This window comes from Myxococcus sp. XM-1-1-1 (assembly GCF_020037095.1).
GTDB lineage: Bacteria > Myxococcota > Myxococcia > Myxococcales > Myxococcaceae > Myxococcus > Myxococcus fulvus.
Window position 1 is genome coordinate 31,513 of the sequence record NZ_JAIQDH010000011.1, and the last position, 18,248, is coordinate 49,760.

At 70.2% G+C, this 18,248-nt stretch carries 15 protein-coding genes and 1 other RNA gene; 8 read left to right on the forward strand and 8 right to left on the reverse strand.

The features are described 5' to 3' along the window. Positions 1-48 precede the first annotated feature (48 nt). The 4 genes from dut (at position 49) to purB (ending at position 5,478) form a co-directional block, all read left to right on the forward strand. On the forward strand, positions 49-504 hold the full coding sequence (gene dut / locus K8640_RS21930; RefSeq protein WP_141329878.1) for a dUTP diphosphatase: 456 nt from the start codon (positions 49-51) through the stop codon (positions 502-504). A 119-nt stretch (positions 505-623) separates the two neighbouring features. Further along, entirely contained in the window at positions 624-3,227 is a 2,604-nt protein-coding gene (locus K8640_RS21935; RefSeq protein WP_223748800.1) for a bifunctional serine/threonine-protein kinase/formylglycine-generating enzyme family protein, read from the forward strand. Continuing rightward, complete coding sequence (locus tag K8640_RS21940) at positions 3,224-4,168, forward strand: ABC transporter substrate-binding protein (RefSeq protein WP_223748801.1); 945 nt, start codon at positions 3,224-3,226, stop codon at positions 4,166-4,168. The genes K8640_RS21935 and K8640_RS21940 overlap by 4 nt, the downstream gene beginning before the upstream one ends. Further along, complete coding sequence (gene purB / locus K8640_RS21945; protein ID WP_223748802.1) at positions 4,165-5,478, forward strand: adenylosuccinate lyase; 1,314 nt, start codon at positions 4,165-4,167, stop codon at positions 5,476-5,478. Before K8640_RS21940 ends, purB begins: the two co-directional genes overlap by 4 nt. 27 nt (positions 5,479-5,505) lie before the next feature. Here the strand turns inward: purB and K8640_RS21950 are convergent, their stop codons facing one another. The 5 genes from K8640_RS21950 to K8640_RS21970 form a co-directional block, all read right to left on the reverse strand. Further along, a complete protein-coding gene (locus K8640_RS21950) occupies positions 5,506-6,465 on the reverse strand; it encodes a phosphoribosylaminoimidazolesuccinocarboxamide synthase (protein WP_223748803.1) in 960 nt (319 codons plus the stop codon). A gap of 72 nt (positions 6,466-6,537) precedes the next feature. Beyond that, the gene (locus K8640_RS21955) at positions 6,538-7,128 is read right to left on the reverse strand and encodes a hypothetical protein (protein ID WP_141329868.1); all 591 of its coding nucleotides are present in this window, start codon (positions 7,126-7,128) and stop codon (positions 6,538-6,540) included. Between the two features lie 522 nt (positions 7,129-7,650). After that, positions 7,651-7,923 (reverse strand): vegetative protein, encoded by a 273-nt coding sequence (locus K8640_RS21960; RefSeq protein WP_141329870.1) that lies wholly within the window; start codon positions 7,921-7,923, stop codon positions 7,651-7,653. Positions 7,924-8,070: 147 nt separating this feature from the next. After that, positions 8,071-9,309, reverse strand: coding sequence for a S1C family serine protease (locus tag K8640_RS21965; protein WP_223748804.1), 1,239 nt, complete (start codon positions 9,307-9,309; stop codon positions 8,071-8,073). An 86-nt stretch (positions 9,310-9,395) separates the two neighbouring features. Beyond that, positions 9,396-9,677 (reverse strand): hypothetical protein, encoded by a 282-nt coding sequence (locus tag K8640_RS21970; RefSeq protein ID WP_046712255.1) that lies wholly within the window; start codon positions 9,675-9,677, stop codon positions 9,396-9,398. A gap of 101 nt (positions 9,678-9,778) precedes the next feature. Between K8640_RS21970 and K8640_RS21975 the strand changes: the two genes are divergently transcribed. After that, positions 9,779-10,855: a CFI-box-CTERM domain-containing protein gene (locus K8640_RS21975; protein ID WP_141332872.1), complete on the forward strand. Its 1,077-nt coding sequence runs from the start codon at positions 9,779-9,781 to the stop codon at positions 10,853-10,855. A gap of 29 nt (positions 10,856-10,884) precedes the next feature. Next, complete coding sequence (locus K8640_RS21980; protein WP_223748975.1) at positions 10,885-11,430, forward strand: TlpA disulfide reductase family protein; 546 nt, start codon at positions 10,885-10,887, stop codon at positions 11,428-11,430. 453 nt (positions 11,431-11,883) lie between these two features. Here the strand turns inward: K8640_RS21980 and K8640_RS21985 are convergent, their stop codons facing one another. The 3 genes from K8640_RS21985 to K8640_RS21995 all read right to left on the reverse strand — a co-directional run bounded on the left by K8640_RS21985 (position 11,884) and on the right by K8640_RS21995 (position 17,019). Continuing rightward, a complete protein-coding gene (locus K8640_RS21985; RefSeq protein ID WP_223748805.1) occupies positions 11,884-13,968 on the reverse strand; it encodes an OmpA family protein in 2,085 nt (694 codons plus the stop codon). 76 nt (positions 13,969-14,044) lie between these two features. Next, positions 14,045-15,658 carry a pitrilysin family protein gene (locus tag K8640_RS21990; RefSeq protein ID WP_223748806.1) on the reverse strand — a complete coding sequence of 538 codons (1,614 nt, stop codon included), beginning with the start codon at positions 15,656-15,658 and terminating at the stop codon, positions 14,045-14,047. Beyond that, a complete protein-coding gene (locus K8640_RS21995) occupies positions 15,658-17,019 on the reverse strand; it encodes a pitrilysin family protein (RefSeq protein ID WP_223748807.1) in 1,362 nt (453 codons plus the stop codon). The genes K8640_RS21990 and K8640_RS21995 overlap by 1 nt, the downstream gene beginning before the upstream one ends. Before the next feature lie 229 nt (positions 17,020-17,248). Here K8640_RS21995 and ssrA point away from each other — a divergent pair. Beyond that, positions 17,249-17,614, forward strand: a transfer-messenger RNA (tmRNA) gene (ssrA, locus tag K8640_RS22000). Between the two features lie 186 nt (positions 17,615-17,800). Then, a complete protein-coding gene (locus K8640_RS22005; protein ID WP_223748808.1) occupies positions 17,801-18,247 on the forward strand; it encodes a hypothetical protein in 447 nt (148 codons plus the stop codon). Position 18,248 lies beyond the last annotated feature (1 nt).

Here is an 18,248-nt window from a genome sequence, read left to right on the forward strand (position 1 = left end):
GTCGGCGCGGGAACTGGAGACGGGGCAGGCGTGTGGTACATCCACGCCATGGCCTCGCCCTTGATTGTGCAGGTGCGCCGTGTGCGGGCGCATCCGGAGCCCTTGCCGCTTCCCCGCTACGAGACGGAGCTCGCCGCCGGGCTGGACCTGCGCGCCGACATCGACGGGGAGCGGGTGCTCCGGCCCCTGGAGCGGATGGCGGTGCCCACGGGGCTCGCGCTGGGGTTGCCCCCGGGCTACGAGGGGCAGGTGCGGCCCCGCTCCGGGCTGGCGCTGCGCCACGGGGTGACGCTGCTCAACGCGCCCGGGACGGTGGACGCGGACTACCGGGGGGAGGTGCAGGTCCTGCTGGTCAACCTCTCCAGCGAGCCCTTCACCCTGCGTCGGGGCGACCGGGTGGCCCAGCTGGTGGTGGCGCCGGTGACCTCCGTCGGCCTGTCGGAAGTCGAGGTCCTCGACGCGACGGCGCGGGGGGGGAATGGTTTCGGCTCCACCGGCCGCTAGGCCGTTCGTCGGAAGGCCCCGGCATCGTTCCTTGATGACAGGGGAGCGTGCAGAATAAGAGGCCTGGACCGCGTCCCCGCCTGCGGTCCCCCTCGACCGGCCCCTGGAGTCCGACTGCTTTGCTCTGCTACCGCTGCGGCAGCCACGTCCCCGAGACGACCGACACCTGTCCCACCTGCGGGATGAAGTACGACGCGACCGCTCGCCAGGCGGCCGGCGTCGCTCGCAAGCGTGGATTGGAAGGCGCCCCCTACAAGCCGGGGGACGTCCTCGCCGGCCGCTACGCCATCCAGGAGGTGGTGGGCTCCGGCCCCATGGGCTTCGTCTTCCGCGCGCAGGACCAGGAGATCGACGTCGAGGTCGCCCTGAAGACGGTGCACCCGCGCCTGGTCCAGCAGCCCGAGGAGCGCACCCAGTTCTCGTTCTCCATGCGGGTGGGCAAGAAGCTCAACCACCCGAACCTGCTGCGCGTCTACGAGGAGGGGCTCGACGGCGAGCGGCCCTTCTTCACCATGCAGCTCCTGGAGGGCATGACGCTGCGGCGGATGATGGAGCAGCGCGCCTCGCGCGGGCAGCTCTTCTCGCTCAAGGACGTGGAGCCGCTGCTCGCGCAGATGGCGGCGGCGCTCGACGCGGCCCACCGCTTCGGCCCGCACTCCGACCTCAAGCCCGAGAACGTCATCGTCCTGCCGGACCTGCTGAAGGTGACGGACTACGGCCTGGGGCTCGCCGTGCCGCAGCTGCCCTTCGTCCAGGCGCAGAAGAGCCACCGCGCGGAGGTCTACATCGCTCCGGAGTACGTCGCGGGCGGTGAGCTGGACACGCGCATGGACGTGTACTCGCTGGGCGTCATCATGGGCGAGATGCTCACCGGCCTGGTCCCCACCGAGGGCGTGGTTCCGGGGCTGACGTCGCTGCACCCGGACCTGCCCACCTCCTTCGAGGCGCTCTACCGCCGCGCGCTCAACATCAATCCGCTGGCGCGGCCGAAGTCGGCCGGCGAGCTGCACGCCGAGTTCGCCAGCATCCTCTCGCGCTCCCCGCCCGCCGTCGTCACGCGCGTGCGTGGCGTGCCTCCGCCCTCGGGCTCAGCGCAGGCCGCGGCCATCCGCATGTCGGCCCGGCCTCCGCCGCCGGTGCCCACGGGCATGATGCCGGCGGCCACGGGCAGCGTGAGCATCCCGCCCCGGGCCACGTCGCACGAGGAGGAGCCGCCTCCGCCGGACGCCACCCAGCCGCTCGACGCCGCGACGCTCGCCGCCATCATCGGCGCCAATCCCACCGCGTCCCATCAACACCTCACCGAGCAGGCGCTGCCGTTCATCACCGCGTCCGCGGCGAAGGCCGCCACGGAGTCCGCGCGCGCCGATCCTCCCGCGGGTGCCCGGGGCTCGCCGGAGTCCATCATCTTCGCGCGCTCCCCGGCCGCGGAGCCGGCCCCCGTCGCGGGGGCGCGAGGCGCGTCGGAGCCGGTCATCTTCGCGCGCTCGTCCGCCGCGGAGCCCGCCGCTCCGGCGGGTGCACGAGGCTCGCCGGAGTCCATCATCTTCGCGCGCTCCCCGGCCGCGGAGCCCTCGCAGCCGGGCCGCTCGGAGCCCTCCGCGCGTCCGGCGCCACGGGGCTCGGGGCAGGTCGCCTCGGCCCAGCCCCGCTCGTCGCAGAAGGCGCAGTCGTCGGGGGAGGGGAATGAGCCCGGGCCCTCCGACTCGGGGCCTCGCTCCGCGCCCGCGGGCAGACCGCTGGCGCGCACGCTGGACGCGGCGCCAGCGGTGCCGGTGCCGAGCATCCGGACGGCCCGCACGTTGGAGACCACGCCCGCGATGTCCGGCGCCCGCACCGCGCCGCGCTCCCTCGATGGCTCCCCGTCGATGTCGGGCGCTCGCACGGGGCCGCGTATCGCGCCCACCCAGCGCGCCACCCGGCCCCAGAAGTCCTCGTCCGCGCGGCGTCGCTCCATGTTCGTGTGGATGGCGGTGCTGATTGTCGGCGGGCTCGCGCTGGGCGGTGGCGGTGGCTTCCTGTTCCTGCGCTACTGGGAGGCGCGTCAGGCCGCGAAGGCCCAGGCGCCGGTCCCGTCGGCGCTCGCGACGGGGAACCCGGGCACTGACGTGGATGCGCCACCCGTCGTCGCGCTCGCGGACAAGTGTCCGCCGGAGATGCGGCTGGTGAGTGGTGGCGCCTTCCGGCGAGGCAAGTCCAAGCTGGACAACCTGGCGAAGGTGGACGAGCCCGACCAGGAGAGCGTCCAGCTGCCCTCCTTCTGCATCGACGAGTTCGAGCACCCGAACCAGTCGGGCGCGCTCCCCACGGTGAGCGTCACCTGGGAGAAGGCCAAGTCGCTGTGCGAGGCCGGGGGCAAGCGCCTGTGCAGCGAGGACGAGTGGGAGAAGGCATGCAAGGGACCGGGCCACGCGCGCTTCCCGCACGGCAACGATTACGTTCAGGGCACGTGCAACGCCAAGGTCAATCGGGTCGAGTCGGAGACGGCGCTCGCTCCCTCTGGGGCACACCCCGGCTGCGTGTCGGGCTATGGGGTGGTGGACCTCTCCGGCAACGCGGCCGAGTGGACCTCGGCCCGAATCGGGCAGAAGGGGGTCGTCCAGCGGGGCGGCGCCTTCAACCAGCACTACGAGGAGTCGCGCTGCAGCGCGCGCGCCTTCGGCCCTCCCGAGAAGGCCTCCGCCACGGTGGGCTTCCGCTGCTGCACGAGCACGCAGCCATGAGCCGCCTGGCCCTCGCGCTCCTGCTCTGTCTGGCGCCCGCGCTGGCCTGGGCCCAGAAGGGCGGCCGTCCGCAGGTGGTGGCGGTGAAGTCCGCCAACCTGGCGCCCTACACCTCGCTGCTCGCGGGCTTCTCCGCGGAGGCGCGCGCCGAGGTCCAGGAGATGACGCTCGACGAGAGTCCGGGCGCGGCCGCGCGCATCTTCAAGAAGCTGGCGGCGCAGAAGCCGGCGCTCATCCTGGCGCTGGGCCCGCTGGCCGCCAACGCCGCCCGCCGCTCGCTGGGCGAGGACGTGCCCGTCCTCTTCGCCATGGTGCCGTACTACGAGAAGTACGGCCTGGAGGGCCCCAACGTCACCGGCATCTCGCTCACCAGTGACCTGGGGCCGGAGCTGGAGGGGCTGCTCGCGGTGGCGCCCAAGGCCAAGCGCGTGGGCATGGTGCACGACCCGCGCTTCTCCGCGAGCACGGTGGCGCTGGCGCAGGCCGCCGCCGCCGCGCGGGGCCTGTCCATCCTCGCGCTGGAGGTGGACTCGCCGGGCAAGGTGGCCAAGGCGCTCGAGGGCGCCGCGGGCCGGGTCGACGCGATGCTGATGGTGGCTGACAAGACGGTGGGCAACGCGGCCGTGGTGCAGGAGCTCATCGCCTTCACGCACGCGAAGCGGCTGCCGCTCGTCGCGCTCACCCCCAGCCAGGTGAAGGAGGGCGCCACGCTGGCCCTGTCCCCCAGCCCGCTGACCATCGGTCTGCAGGCGGGCCGGCTGGCCAACCGCATCATCCACGAGAAGGTCGACCCGGGAGCGCTGGCGGTGGCGCAGCCCGAGGGGTTGGACCTGTCCGTCAACCTCAGCACCGCCAGGAAGTTGGGTCCGTCCTCCGAGTCCGTACTGGAGTTGCTCCGGTTCGCGGCGCGGAAGGACTTTGCCGTGAAGGTCTACGAGTGATTCCGCGATACAGCCGACAGGAGATGTCCAACCTCTGGTCCGACGTGGCCCGCTACCGCCGCTGGCGGGACGTGGAGCTCGCCGCGCTGGAGGGGATGGTGGAGGCGGGGCTGGCCCCTCGCGAGGCGCTGGAGGACTGCGTCGCGCGCGCCGGGGACTTCACCCCCGAGGACGCCGCGCGCATCGAGGACATCGAGCGCACGACCAAGCATGACGTCATCGCCTTCCTCACCTTCATGGAGGAGCGGGTGGGGCCCAGCGCGCGCTGGCTGCACCTGGGCATGACGTCCTCCGACGTGCTCGACACGGCGCTGGCGCTGACGCTGCGCGACGCGGTGGACCTCATCCTCCAGGACCTGGAGCGGGTGAGGGCCGCGGTGGAGAAGCGCGCCTTCGAGCACAAGCACACGCTGCAGATGGGCCGCAGCCACGGCATCCACGCGGAGCCGGTGACGTTCGGCCACAAGCTGGCCATCTGGTACGACGAGCTGGGCCGCGCGCGCACGCGCCTGCTCCACGCGCGTGAGAGCATCGCCGTGGGGAAGATCTCCGGCGCGGTGGGCACCTTCGCGCACCTGCCTCCGGCCGTGGAGGAGCGCGTCTGCGCGAAGCTGGGCCTGAAGCACGCCCCCGCCTCCAGCCAGGTGGTGCAGCGTGACCGGCACGCGGAGTTCTTCACGGCGCTGGCGCTGCTCGGCGCGAGCATCGAGAAGTTCGCGGTGGAGATCCGCCACCTGCAGCGCACCGAGGTGCGCGAGGCGGAGGAGCCCTTCACCGCCGGGCAGAAGGGCTCCAGCGCGATGCCGCACAAGCGCAACCCCATCCTCTCGGAGAACCTCACGGGACTGGCGCGCCTGCTCCGCGGCTACGCGGTGAGCGCCATGGAGGACGTGGCGCTGTGGCACGAGCGAGACATCTCGCACTCGTCCGTGGAGCGCGTCATCGGCCCGGACGCCACCATCCTCGCGGACTTCATGCTGGTGCGCTTCGCGCGGCTGATGGAGGACCTGCGCGTCTACCCAGAGCAGATGAAGAAGAACCTGGAGCTGCTCGGCGGCGTGGTGAACTCGCAGCGGCTGCTGTTGGAGCTGGCGCGCAAGGGCATGGACCGGCAGGCCGCCTACGTCATCGTCCAGCGCAACGCGATGAAGCTCTACGAGCAGGGCGTGGACTTCCGGCAGGCGCTGCTCGCGGACGCGGACCTGCTGAAGATGATGACGCCCGAGGAGATCAACGACTGCTTCTCCCCGGGCTACCACACGCGGCACATGGACGACATCTTCCGCCGCGTCTTCGGCCGGAGCGAGTAGGTCGCTCCCGGCCGCGCGCTGGAGGGGCTACTTGAGGTAGCCCTTCTGGCGCAGGTTCCGCTCGATGCGCTCGTGCACGTTGCCCGGCTCGAGCGTCAGCGACGTGCCGGTGATCTGCTCGAAGGCGGCCACGTACTTGGTGGCCAGCTCCACGCGGACGTCATCGGGGATGGGCGGCGGCGTGCCCTGGCCGGAGAAGCCGCGCTCGCGGATGAGCCACTGGCGGATGTTCTCCTTGTCCAGCATGCGCTGGTCCTCGCCCTTGGCGAAGCGGGCCTCGTACTCGTCCGCCACCCAGTAGCGGCTGGAGTCCGGGGTGTGCATCTCGTCGATGACGAAGATGTCGTCGCCCACCTTGCCGAACTCGTACTTGGTATCCACGAGGATGAGGCCGCGCGTGCGCGCCCACTTCTGGCCCTCCTGGAACAGGCCCCGCGCCGCCTCGGTGATGCGCGCCCAGTCACGGGGGCTGGCGAGCCCGCGCGCGAGAATCTCCTGCTCGGAGATGGGCTCGTCGTGCTGGCCGTACTCGGCCTTGGTGGACGGGGTGATGATGGGCGTGGGGAAGGCCTCGTCCTTGCGCAGGCCCTTGGGGAAGGGCAGGCCGTAGGCGGTGTGCGTGCCCTTCTCGTAGTCGCGCCACAGGCTGCCGGTGAGGTAGCCGCGAATCACCACCTCCACCGTGAAGGGCGTGCAGGCGCGCGCCACGGTGACGTTGGCGTCCGGCACGTCCAGCACGTGGTTGGGGCAGATGTGCTTCGTGCGCTCGAACCAGAAGGCCGCGAGCCGGTTGAGCACCTCGCCCTTGAAGGGGATGGTGGTGAGCACGTGGTCGAACGCGGAGAGCCGGTCCGTCGTCACCAGGACCAGGCTGTCGCCCTGCCGGTACGTGTCACGGACCTTGCCGCGGTAGTGCTGGCCGAGCGCCGGCAGATCCACCTGCCGGAGCGTGAGGGGAAGCTGAGCGTGAAGTGCGGAGGTATTCAAAGGCGCCTCGCGGCCCGCCCCTCGGGAAGGTGAAGTCCAGCAGGGAGAGGGGGCTGCTTCGGGCGCGGGACTCTACTGGAGCGCGGCCGGCATGGAAGCAGGACCGTAGGCCGCCGCCAGGTAGAGGAAGGCCGGGTTGATGCGCAGGATGCCGTCCACGTAGGCGACCGCGTAGGGCGCTCCGGACGCGCGGTCCACCTGCACCGCACTCTCGGGCTGGATGCCCCAGTGCGCGAGCAGCGTGCGGGCCACCAGCTCCGCCGCCTCCCGCTCGGACAGCCCCTGCAGGCTCTCGCGGCGGTCTTCCGGCCAACGCTCGCCCGCCCGGGCCTCCAGCACCAGCTGCAGCCCCTTGCCCGCGTCCGGCGCCTGGAACAGGTCCATGCGCGCGTCGAAGCCCGGAGCCGCGAGCAGCTCGCCGTCCTGGCTGATGGGGAAGAGCACCAGCGCCTGCGCCGCCTGCCCGGCCTCCAGGTCCGACTGCCTCGCCACCTCGCGGAACATCTCCAGGCGCGTGGCGGGGGACTCGAACTCCATGAACTCGGGCGGATGCGTCAGGGCCTGACGGACGCTCATCGTCGCGCGCGCGGGTGTCCCCGCACCGCCACAAGCGGTGAGGACCGAGACGAGCGAGAGGAGCAACCCAGGGAGCCAGCGACGCATACGGGCGGGAATATACCGATCTGCTTCAGGATCAACCAGCGAAACTCGGCGGCATGCGTCCAAGGGAGCATCTCTCCGGTGTCGTGCTCCCAACGTGCCCGCCAGGGAATCTTCCCGCCTCGTTTCCCGAGGACGGGTCACTGCCGCCCCGCCCGCACCGCGGAGCCACTCCACCGTTCGCCATGACGCGATGTGGGCGCTCGACGCCCGTCGTCAGGCGTCGTCGCTGCGCGCACCTCGAGAGGCGGGTGTACGAGGACGGACACCACCGGGCGCACCCGGGTGACGCGGCGCGCGTGGACCTCACGACACCGGGCTTTCGGCGCGCGCGGACGCGAGCCCTGAGGTCCGAGGTGTCCGGCGGAAGCCTCTTCGGGATGCTGTGTGGGATTCGGTGCGGCGGACCCGGTGCGAGGCGGAGCGGAGCTCACGTCCTTCCAGCACGACGAGGCCGCGGTGGCGCGGGGGACTGCTCCCTGCATGAGAGGGAGACACGCGCCCCCGGCGCCGGATGCGGACGACTTACGCCGCGTCCTTCTTGAACGTCTCGCCGTGGTGCTTCTCGCACAGGCCGGCCTTGAACGTCTTGATGCGGCACTCCGGCTTGGAGCAGGTGCGGTAGCGCGAGTGGGGCAGCTCGCCCTGGCGCCACTGCTTGAAGTGGAAGAAGCAGTAGTTCTTGGCGCGGTAGGGGCGCTTGCAGCCCTCGATGGTGCACGCCTTCTTGCCGCCGCCCTTCGCGGTGCGCGGCCAGTGGGTGAGCTTCTTCTGGGTCGTCGGGGTGGCCTCGGCCATTGTGGAACTCTCCTGCGAAACGATGCGAGAACCGCGGCGCCACACGGGGTGGACCAACCGCCGGGTACGAAAAAGGCGCACTGTCTAGCGCCCATGCCACCCGAACGCAAGGACACGCGGGAAGACCCGTGTGGGCTCGGGGCGGCCTCAGGGCGCCGGAGCGCCGTCTTCGGAACCCCAGCCGTCCGGCTCGACTTCCGGCGCCGCTGGCGGCTGCACCTTCTTCCGGGGCACGGGCGACAGCAGGTCGTCCAGCACGGACTGGGCCCCGGCGGGCCGGCGTCCCTGACGGTGGGCGGCCAGCGCGGTGGCGGGCTGCTCGGTCGGCATCTCCTCCAGCTTCACCTTGAGGTACAGGGGCTTGCCCAGCCGGTTGACGCGCAGCCGCACGTCATGGCCCACGCCCCGGGCCGCCACCTGCCAGCGCAGCGTGTGCGCGCGCTTCACGCGCCGGGTGTCGAGCCCGACGATGACATCCCCGCTGTGCAGGCCGGCGCGCTCGCCCGGGCCGCCCTCCACCACCTCCGTCACCACCACGCCCGGGCCCTGGCGGAGGTTGAACTCCTCGGCCACCTCCGGCGAGAAGTCCTGCACGCTGATGCCCAGCCAGCCCCGGCGCACACGCCCGTGGGCCTGGAGCTGCGGAATCACCGTCTTCGCGATGTCGATGGGGATGGCGAAGCCGATGCCCTGGCCCGCGACGTTCACCGCGTTGGCCACCGCCACCACGTCGCCGTGCAGGTCCAGCACGGGGCCGCCCGAGTTGCCCGGGTTGATGGAGGCGTCCATCTGCATGTAGTCGAAGTCGCCGTCGCGCCCGTTGGGCGTCACGTCCGTGCGGCCCATGTAGCTGACCACGCCCACCGTCACCGAGTGGGACAGGCCGAACGGATTGCCGATGACGACAATCCAGTCCGCCGAGCGCACGTGCGACGCGGAGGCGAGCTTGAGCACCGGCAGCCGGCGCGGCGCCTCGATCTTCAACAGCGCGCAGTCGGTGCGGTTGTCCTCGCCCACCACCCGGGCCAGGTACTCCTCCGCGTAGCCGCGCGGGTGCATGACGGAGACCATGACCTCGGAGGCGCCCTCCACCACGTGCGCGCTGGTGAGGATGTAGCCGTCCGCGTGGATGATGAAGCCCGAGCCGATGCCCTTCTGGGGCTCCTCGCCCGCGGGCGTCTCGTCATTGAGCTGCCGCGTGGTGATGGAGACCACCGAGGGCATGGCCCGTCGGGCCACCTCGCTCAGGGTGGCTCGCTGGTTGTTCAGCGAACGATTCTGCGCCTCGAGCCACAGCCGGCCGCGACCGGCGGCCTCCGCCGGTGTGGCCAGCGCGCACACGAGCGCGCCAAGAATGACGAATCTGTTGAAAGGAGCCCCGTTCATGCCCCACCTCCGCCCCGACGCCGCCCATCCACCGGGTGCAACCTAGGGAGGGGAGTCGTGTCGCGGAAGCGGGCCTGTCCGCCAGGCTACTTCTTCTGGGCGATGATTCGGTTGACCGCCGCGCGGTCCTCCGCGGTGATCCGCTCGCGCGGGGCCGCATCCGTCGACCGCGAGACAGCGCCCTTGGCGTCCTCGTACGCGTCCTCCAGCCCCTCCTTCATCCGATCAACGGTGTCGGGCTTCACGGCGCGCTTCCAGGTCCGCTCCATGTGCTGCAGCGGCGTCCTGCCGTCCACCTGCCCCGAGGACAGGAAGATGCCGAGCCCCACCGCGCAAGCCGTCCAGACGATGAACTTCAAAGCTCCCATGCTCACAGCCTCCCACGTCGTCTTACATGAGGCGGCGGTGCGTGGCCAGTTTCCGACCGGGGGTGTGTCATCCGCGCTGACAGGGGGGCGGACGGCACTTAATGTCCGCGGGCTTGCAGCCCGAAGAACTCTTCCAGGCCGCCCGGACGCGGGCGGCGCAGATGGACGTGGGACGTGGAGACGCGGTGGTGGAGCGTATCCGGGCGTCCGCGTCGGCGTTGTTCACCCGCATCCCCGAGCCCCCCGTGTACCGGCGGGCCGAGGACCCTTCGCGCAAGGCCGCCCAGGCGTTGTTGCCGGAGATGGAGAAGGTGTTGGCGGAGGCGCTCGCCGCGGGGCGTGAGCCCTCGATGGCGCCCGCGCTGGAGAAGCTGGTGGCGGCGCTGCTCGCGCACGGCGAGGCCCTGTGTCACACGGCGGGCGGGCGGCTGGAGGCGGCGGAGACCGCGTGGCGACGCGCGCAGGAGCTGGAGCGCGCCGCGCATCCGACGCGGCACCTGGTGACGTCACCGCCACGGCCTCCGCCGGTGTTCGACAAGACGTCGGGAGGCTCGCGGTACGACCCCCGGCCCGCGCCGCAGGCGAGCGTGAAGCTGGTGTGCCCCAACACGGGGTGCAAGCGGGTGGGGGACTACGCCTTCCTGACGAACCACGCGTACAACCGCTTCGTGTGCCCGGTGTGTGGCACGCCGTTCCTCGCGTACTTCGGGGAGCTGCGCGGGTTGGAGGTGGAGGTCCGGCGCAGCTCGAAGCGCTACTTCTTCACGGTGGACGAGGTGGGCTCCACCAACTCGTCGCGCATCGAGTTCGAGGAGGCGAGCGGACAGGAGTTCCCCGCGGCGCGCAGGGATTTGCTCGGCTTCTTGTACACGGAGGCGCGGGAGCTGAAGGTGGTGGTGAACCTCACCAACCAGCGGCTCATGTGGGTGAGTCCGGCCTCCTCGTGTTTCGTGGCGACGGTGGCGTTCGGTGAGGGGGCGCCGGAGCTGGTGGCGTTCCGGGCGTACCGGGACGACGTGCTCAGGAAGAGTGTGCTCGGGCGCGGGTTCATCCGTGGCTACTATCGCTTCGGCCCGGACGTGGCGCGGTGGGTGTCACGCAGGCCGGTGGCGCGGAGCGGAGTGCGCTGGATGTTGAGGCAGGTGCATGACCGCCTGACCAGGAGTGGATTTTCGTGACGCAGCAAGGAATCGGCGCGCCGCCGCCCATGAAGCCGACGGGCGTGGGGACGAAGGTGTTCATGGCCCTGCTCGCCGGACTGGGGCTGGCGGGGGTGGTGTACCTGGGCGTGCTGGAGGCGCGGCGCTCGCAGCTCGTGCCGGATGGCGCGGCGGCGCCCTCGTTCGAGATGAAGCGCCACGAGGGCGGCGTGTTGAAGCTGGAGGAGCTGCGGGGCCAGGTGGTGATGTTGGACTTCTGGGCGACGTGGTGTCCGCCGTGTCGCGAGGAGATGCCGGCGCTGGTGAAGCTGGCGAAGGAGTACGAGTCGCAGGGGCTGGTCTTCCTGGCGGCGAGTCGTGACGACGGCGACATGGCGCCGAAGCTGGTGGACAACTTCATCCGCCGTCACCTGCCGGACCTGAAGCCCTACGTCGTCTACGCGGACGACGACATGGCGCGGGCTTTCGAAGTGAACGCGCTGCCGACGCTCTACTTCCTGGACCGCGAGGGCAAGGTGACGGACGCGCAGCGCGGCGCCCTGTCCGAGGACGCCCTGCGCCGGCGCATCGAGCGGGCGCTCAAGCAGCAGTAGCGGGGGAGGGCCTGGCGTCCCTCGTGGATGCCTCGACGGGCGCTGGCTGGGGCGCGGCGCTCAGCGTGATGCCTCACGCGCGCAACACGCGGATGCGCGAGCAGGACCGCAATGCTCGGGACGAACGCGCCGATGAGGGGGCCACGAGCGGATGTGTAGGCAGGACCGCGGCGCTCGGGACGACGAGCCCACGTGGATGTAACGAGCGGATGCGCAAGCAAGATTGCTGCGCTCGGGACGACGAGCCCACGTGGATGTAACGAGCGGATGCGCAAGCAAGATTGCTGCGCTCGGGACGAACGCGCCCACGCGGAAGCAGCGAGCGGACGCGCAGGCAGGACTGCGCTGCGGCGCACGGGATGAATGCGCCGGCTCGGATGCATCGAGCAACGTCCCTGAACACGCGGCGCACCGCGAGACGCTGAGGTCTCGCGGCGCCGCGAGTGAGGCGGGTTACTTCCCTGGAGTCGCCGGCTTCGGGGTGCTCTCCGGTGCCTTGGTCGCCGGAGCCGTCTTCGAAGCATCCTCGGGAGGCTTCGTCGCAGGCGGAGCCGCAGCCGGCGCCGTCTTCGCCGCAGGAGCCGTCGCGGGCGCAGGCTTCGAAGAACTCTCAGGAGGCTTCGTCGCCGGAGCAGGCGCACTCTTCGCCGCACTGTCAGGAGTCTTCGTCGCCGGCGGAGTCGCGGGCGCGCTCTTCGCGCCACCCTCGGGAGGCTTCGTCGCCGGAGCCTCCTTGCCCGCCGGAGGCTGCTGTCCCGCGGGGACGACGGTCTCCCGACCCTCGGTCTCCACCTCGGAGCGGATGAGGCGGAAGTCGACGCGGCGGTTCTTCGCGCGACCCAGCGCGGTGTCGTTCGTCGAGATGGGCCGGTCGAAGCCGAAGCCCTCCGAGCTCAAGCGCTTGCGGTCGATGCCCTTGCCCACCAGGTACTCGAGCACCGAGCGAGCCCGCTTGTCCGACAAGCCCATGTTGAGCTGCCGCGAGCCGCGGTTGTCCGTGTGCCCTTCGATGAGCACCGGCCCGAGCGTGGGATTCTTCCGCAGGACCGTGGCCACCTCGTCCAGCAGCGGATACGAGCGCTTCTGGATGACGGCCGAGCCCGTCTCGAACAGCACGTTGCCCTTGATGCGGATGCGGTCCGACTCGACGAACACGTACGGCGGCGAGTCGAACGGGCAGCCGTTGTTCTCCGGCGGGCCGAACATGTCGGGGCAGTCGTCCTCGTTGTCGGGCACCTCGTCGCCGTCCGTGTCCGGGCAGCCGTCGTAGTCCTTCGGGCCGGGCTTGTCCGGACACTTGTCGAACTGGTCGGTGATTCCGTCGCCGTCGGTGTCCACCTCGGGGCAGCCCTTGAGCTCCTTCGTCCCCTTCACGTTGGGGCAGCTGTCCTCGCCGTCCACGATGCCGTCGTCGTCGTTGTCCGGGTCCGGGCAGCCATCGCTGTCCATGAACCCGTCCTTGTCCTCGGGCTCGTTGGGGCAGCGGTCCCGGTTGTCGGGCACGTTGTCTCCATCCGAGTCCACGAAGCTCTGGTCGTAGCGCAGCCCGAACATCACGCGCAGCGCCTCGCGCCCGTAGCCCGTGGTGAGGTTGATGCCGCGCCCCACGTTCAGCTCCAGCCCCCAGTTGCCCCAGACCTTCGTGCGGGCGCCCACGAGCACCTCCCACGGCGTCTTGAGCGTGTCGGACTGGTCGAAGTTGAACGGGCGCACCAGCGGCGTGGCGATGTGCATCTCGGCCGTGGCCTGCACGTCCGTGAAGCGGCCCATGTTCGGCAGCTCCGCGATGACACCACCGCCGAGCGTCAGCTCGTCATCCACGAGCAGGTTGAGGTACTGGGCCTCCTTGCGGATCCGCACGCCCGCGTTGCCGACGACGCGGATGGGGATGGGCAGCACCTCGAAGCGCTGCTCCACCGCCAGGCGCGGCGCGAACAGGAAGCCGCGCTCACCCGTGAAGCTGTCCGCGGAGCCGGTGGGCGCGCGGACCTCCGCGATGAGCGACAGGCCCACCGGGAACTTCTCGCGGTCCAACAGGTGCACGCGAGGCACCACGCGGATGTCCCCGAGCGTGGTGCGGCTGACGCCCGCCGCGCCCGGGAAGTTCGGCGCGTCGAGCGCGTCCCGCAGCAGCTTGAAGTTGTCGCCCTGCAGGAGGGTGACGGGCAGGTCGACGCCAATCTCCAACCGCTCGTGGAGCTGATAGGCGAACAGCAGGTGCGCATCGAGCCGGTACGGCAGCAGGTCGCCGAGCTTCTCGTCGCCGAGCTTCAGGGCGAGGATTCGCCAGTTGAAGTCGAACAGCAGCGCGCCGCGGAAGCTACCCACGGGCTCACCGCCGTAGGTGCCCTCGAGCGCGATGCCGCTGTTCTGCGCGGTGGTCGGCTTGTTGGGCACGGCGTCGAAGCCGCGCGTGAAGGGGTCTGTTTGAGCGTGGGCCGCTACCGAGGCCAGAACGAGGCCGAGCAGGGCGAGTCGGGCGACGGAGCTGCGCAGGGGCCGCCACCAGGAGAAAGGGCCGGAGCTGGTGCCTCGCATGATGGCAGCTCATACCATCGGCTCCCGAGGGGCGGAAACAAATGACCCACCCCTCGGGCCGAAATACAGCCTCGCGCTACTTCTCCATGAATGACTGCGCGGGAACGATGGTGACGGCGTCCGCTCGGACGGGGAGCTTGAAGGGGACGATGGACTTGTCCACTTCCAGAAGCTCGGGCGACTTGTCGGACGCGTAGGTGATGGGGGACGGCGGGCTTGTGCGCAGCGCGTCGGCGAGCCCCTGCGCATCCTGGGTGACGAACGCGAAGGACAGCGCGCTGGGGTGCAGCCGGCGGCGCAGCACCTCCTGCACGGACTGGGGCGTCATCTTCGTGAGGGCCTGGCGGTACTGCTCCAGGTAGTTCGGCGTCCCGTAGAACAGCGAGTCGATGGCGTAGCCGAGCCTGCGCGGGTCCGTCTGCTCCCACAGGCGCGAGTAGCCCTGGAGGAAGCCGCGCATCAGGTCGAAGCGCTCCTGGGGGATGGGCTCGTTGACCAGCTGCTCCAGGTAGAAGACGGCGCCGCGCGTGGCGAACATGCCGTTGGCGGGCTCCACCGGGCGCAGCCACACGGTGAGGTCCTGCTGCGTGCGCGCGATGTTGGTGCGGTTGTAGGTCGTGCCCGGGTCCTCGATGAAGTGCTCGGCGTAGGCGTAGTCGCCGTAGTTGAGGCCGCGCTTCTCACGCAGCTCGGTGAAGAGCAGGCCGATGGACTGACGGTGCTCCCCCAGGTGCGACAGCGCGAAGGCGAGCGGGAAGAAGTCCGCGTCGCCGCGGCGCACGGGATTGACGTAGCCCATGCTGACCGCGGTGGAGAGCGTCTGCTTCTGGATGATGACCGCGCGCCCGGCGGTGGAGGGCACGGTGGGCAGCGTCACGCGCGGCGCACCCGAGGCGGGCAGGCCCCCAAGACGCGACAGGAGCGAGTCCTTGAGCGCATCGTCCACCGCGCCGGCCAGGCCGACGACGAGCCGGTCCTGGGTGAAGACGCGCTGGGCGTGGGCCTTCACGTCGTCGAGGGTGATCGCCTTGAGTCCCTGGACGGTGCCGCCGGTGTAGTGGGCGTAGGGGTGGCCCTCGTAGAGGAGCGCGTCGAGGGCGACCTTGCCGAGCCCCTCGTCATTGGCGCTGCGCAGGCCGTTCTCCACGTCGCTGATGGCGTTGGCGCGCAGGCGCTCCAGCTCCGCCGGGTCCAGGCGCGGCGCGAGCAGCACGTCGGTGAAGAGCTCCAGATAGCGCGGCAGGAAGTCCTTGTGGACGCGGCCGGAGAAGGTGGTGAACTCCTTGTCCGTGGCGACGTCCAGCTCGGCGGCCATGGGGAAGAGCGACTCGAGCAGCTGCGCGGAGGTGAGCTTCTGCGTGCCGCCCTCGGCCATCAGCGTGGCGGTGAGCGCGGTGAGGCCCTCCTTGCCCTTCGGGTCGTCGATGGAGCCCGAGTGGAACACCAGCCGGAACGTGACGATGGGCGTGCCAGGGCGCGCGAGGACGACCAGCTCCAGGGGCTTGGGCTGCTGGAGCGGAACCGCGGGGACCTCGGTGGGAGGCGTGCTCGCCGCCTGGGCGGGGGCCTCGGGCGCGGGGGCCTCGGTGGTGGGCTGAGGCGCCTCCGGCACGGGTGAGGGCTTGGGCGTGGACGCGCAGCCGACGAGGGACGCGAGGGCGACGAGGGACAACAGGCGAGGAGTCTTCATCACTTCGTCCCTCCGGCGTCGGAGACCTTGGGGGTGAGGCTGAGCAGGGTGAGGTTGGTGGCCTTGAGGTGGCGCTTGGCGAACTCGGAGAGCTGCGCGGGCGTCACCTTGGCCAGGTTGGCGAGCTGGCGCTGGAGGCCATCGGGCGTGCCGAGGATGCCGGCGTACCAGCCCAGCTGGATGCCCACGTCGCGCGGCGTCTGGAGCGCCATGAGCGCGCCGTAGCGGGCGTTGTCCTGGATGGCCTTGACGCGCGCGGCGTCGACCTTGCCCGCGGCGAGCCGGCTGACCTCCTGGAGCAGGGCGAGGCGCACGCGGTCGTAGTCCTTCTCGTTCTTGAGCGTGGCGGTGAGCGAGAACAGGTGCGGGTCTCGGTGCTCCACGTAGTCGCTGCCGATGGCCTCGACGAGCTGCTTGTCGAGGACGAGCTGCTTGTAGGCGGGGCTGGTGGGGCCGACGAGGTAGGCGACGAGCACCGTCTGGAGCGCGGAGTCGGAGGTGTTGGCGGAGGCCGCGGGCGTGTGCCACGCGAGGACCAGGCGCGGCTGGGTGGGCTGGGGCCAGTCGACGTGGGCGGTGCGCGGCTGCGTCTGGGGCGGCTCCTTGGGGACCTGGATGGAGGCCGTCTTGCGGTCCCACGGGCCGTAGTGCTCGCGCACGAGCTTCATGACCTGGTCATCGTCGAAGTCACCGACGATGAAGAGCATCGTGTTGTCGGGGGTGTACCAGCGCTCGAAGAAGTCGCGGCTGTACTGGTAGGCCTCCGGCATGGCCTTGATGTCGTCGTAGAAGCCGAGCGTGGTGTGGCGGTACGTGTGCTTGGTGAAGGCGGCGGCGTTGAGGGCCTCCTCCATCTTGAGGTACGGGGCGGCGGCGTTCTTGTGGTACTCGCCGAGCACGGCGAGGGCCTCGGTGCGGAAGGACGGCTCGGAGTACTCGAGGTTTCGGAAGCGGTCCGCCTCGATGTCGATGAGGAAGGGCAGGCCGGCGCTGGGGCCGTACGAGTAGTAGAGGGTGATGTCGTCGGTGGTGAAGGCGTTGTCGTCGAAGCCGAAGGTGCCGAGGATGCGCTCGCGCTCGCCTTCGGGGTGACGCTTCGTCCCCTTGAACATCATGTGCTCGAAGAAGTGGGCGAAGCCCGTCTTGCCGGCCTCCACCTCGTTGCGCGAGCCGACGCGGACGACGGTGACGTACGAGACGATTCCCTGGGACGGGTAGGGCACGCGCACGACGGTGAGGCCGTTGGCGAGCTTCTCCGTCTTGAGGGTGTAGGGGAACGCCTGGGAGGCGGCCTGGGGCTGCGCGAGCGCGGGGAGCGCGGTGCCCAGGAGCAGGAGGAGGAGGGGTAGGAGTCGTCTCATGCGGTGTCCTCGAGGGCTCGGGCGGCGCGGGTAGGGCGCAGGCCGAGCGAGGGGGCGACCCTACGCGGGTGCGGCGGGAGGGGAAGCGACTTCGAGGGTGAGTGTCCGTCCGCGTGCGGGAACGTGGGCTGGTGGACGCTCAGGAGGATTGACGAGGGCGCTTCAGCGGTTAATGTGGAGAAGACGCGGTCGACGTGGTGACCGCCAGTGGAGCAAGCAGTCAACTACCGGGGGCGACCTGGTTTCGACGGGGGCAAGGAAGTTCGAGACGCGTGCCGAGCTTGTCAGGTAGCTCGTAAATCCAACCCGGCAAAGACACAAAAGCCAACGACAACGTTGAGCTCGCGCTGGCTGCCTAAAAACAGCTCTTAGTGCGCGGTCCCCCAGCTCTCGGCCCGTGGGGTTGGGATCGACCGTCATAATGCGGGCTGGCTGCCGAGGGTGCCTGGACCCGAGGTGGCGAGACCTATCCAGGACCGGCTCCAGGAATCCCGTCCGTGGGAGTCTTGGGGACGTAGCAAATCACGGACTACGCACGTAGGGTCGAAGAGCGGAAGGCTTTCGGACGCGGGTTCGATTCCCGCCGCCTCCACTGAGAAGAACGAACCCCGTGGCGCCAGCAAGGTGCCACGGGGTTTTGTTTTTCCTGCGGCCTCCAGCGGAATCCGAATGAGCTGGCCGCGCTCATGGTGCTGCACCGGGAACCTGGCCACCCACTGCGCAGTGTGGACATGTCCCGGAGCCTTCTTCTGTCTAGGCGGGGGAGTCGCTCATCTGGGCCGTGGCGACGAATTCTCCTGAAGGCGCGGTCGCCATGGGACTGGTGCAGGAGAGGCTTGGTGCCGAGCCCATGCGCCGTCCTCCGCTGCTGATGAATCCGAGGCCATCATCCGCGCAGGTCCAGACTCGGGCTCAGCGGAACGCAAACCTCGCGGTAGTTCTCCGGGCGCGGCAGCTCTACCAGCAGCGGCTCAAGGAAGCGCAGGCGACGTACCCCAACAGCCTGGGGTATGAAAACCACCACTTGATTCCGATGTATCTGGGAGGCCCGGCAAACGGCCAGACGTATCGGTTACCCACCGCATACCACAAGGCAATCACCCAGGCGTTCCGCAGGAAATGGGAATATGGCCAGGGCAGGAGGCCTGAGCAGCAGAGGCTGCAAGACATCATGATAGAGGTCTATTCGCAGTACCCGATTCCCCAGCTCATCGGCATCGAACCGTAGC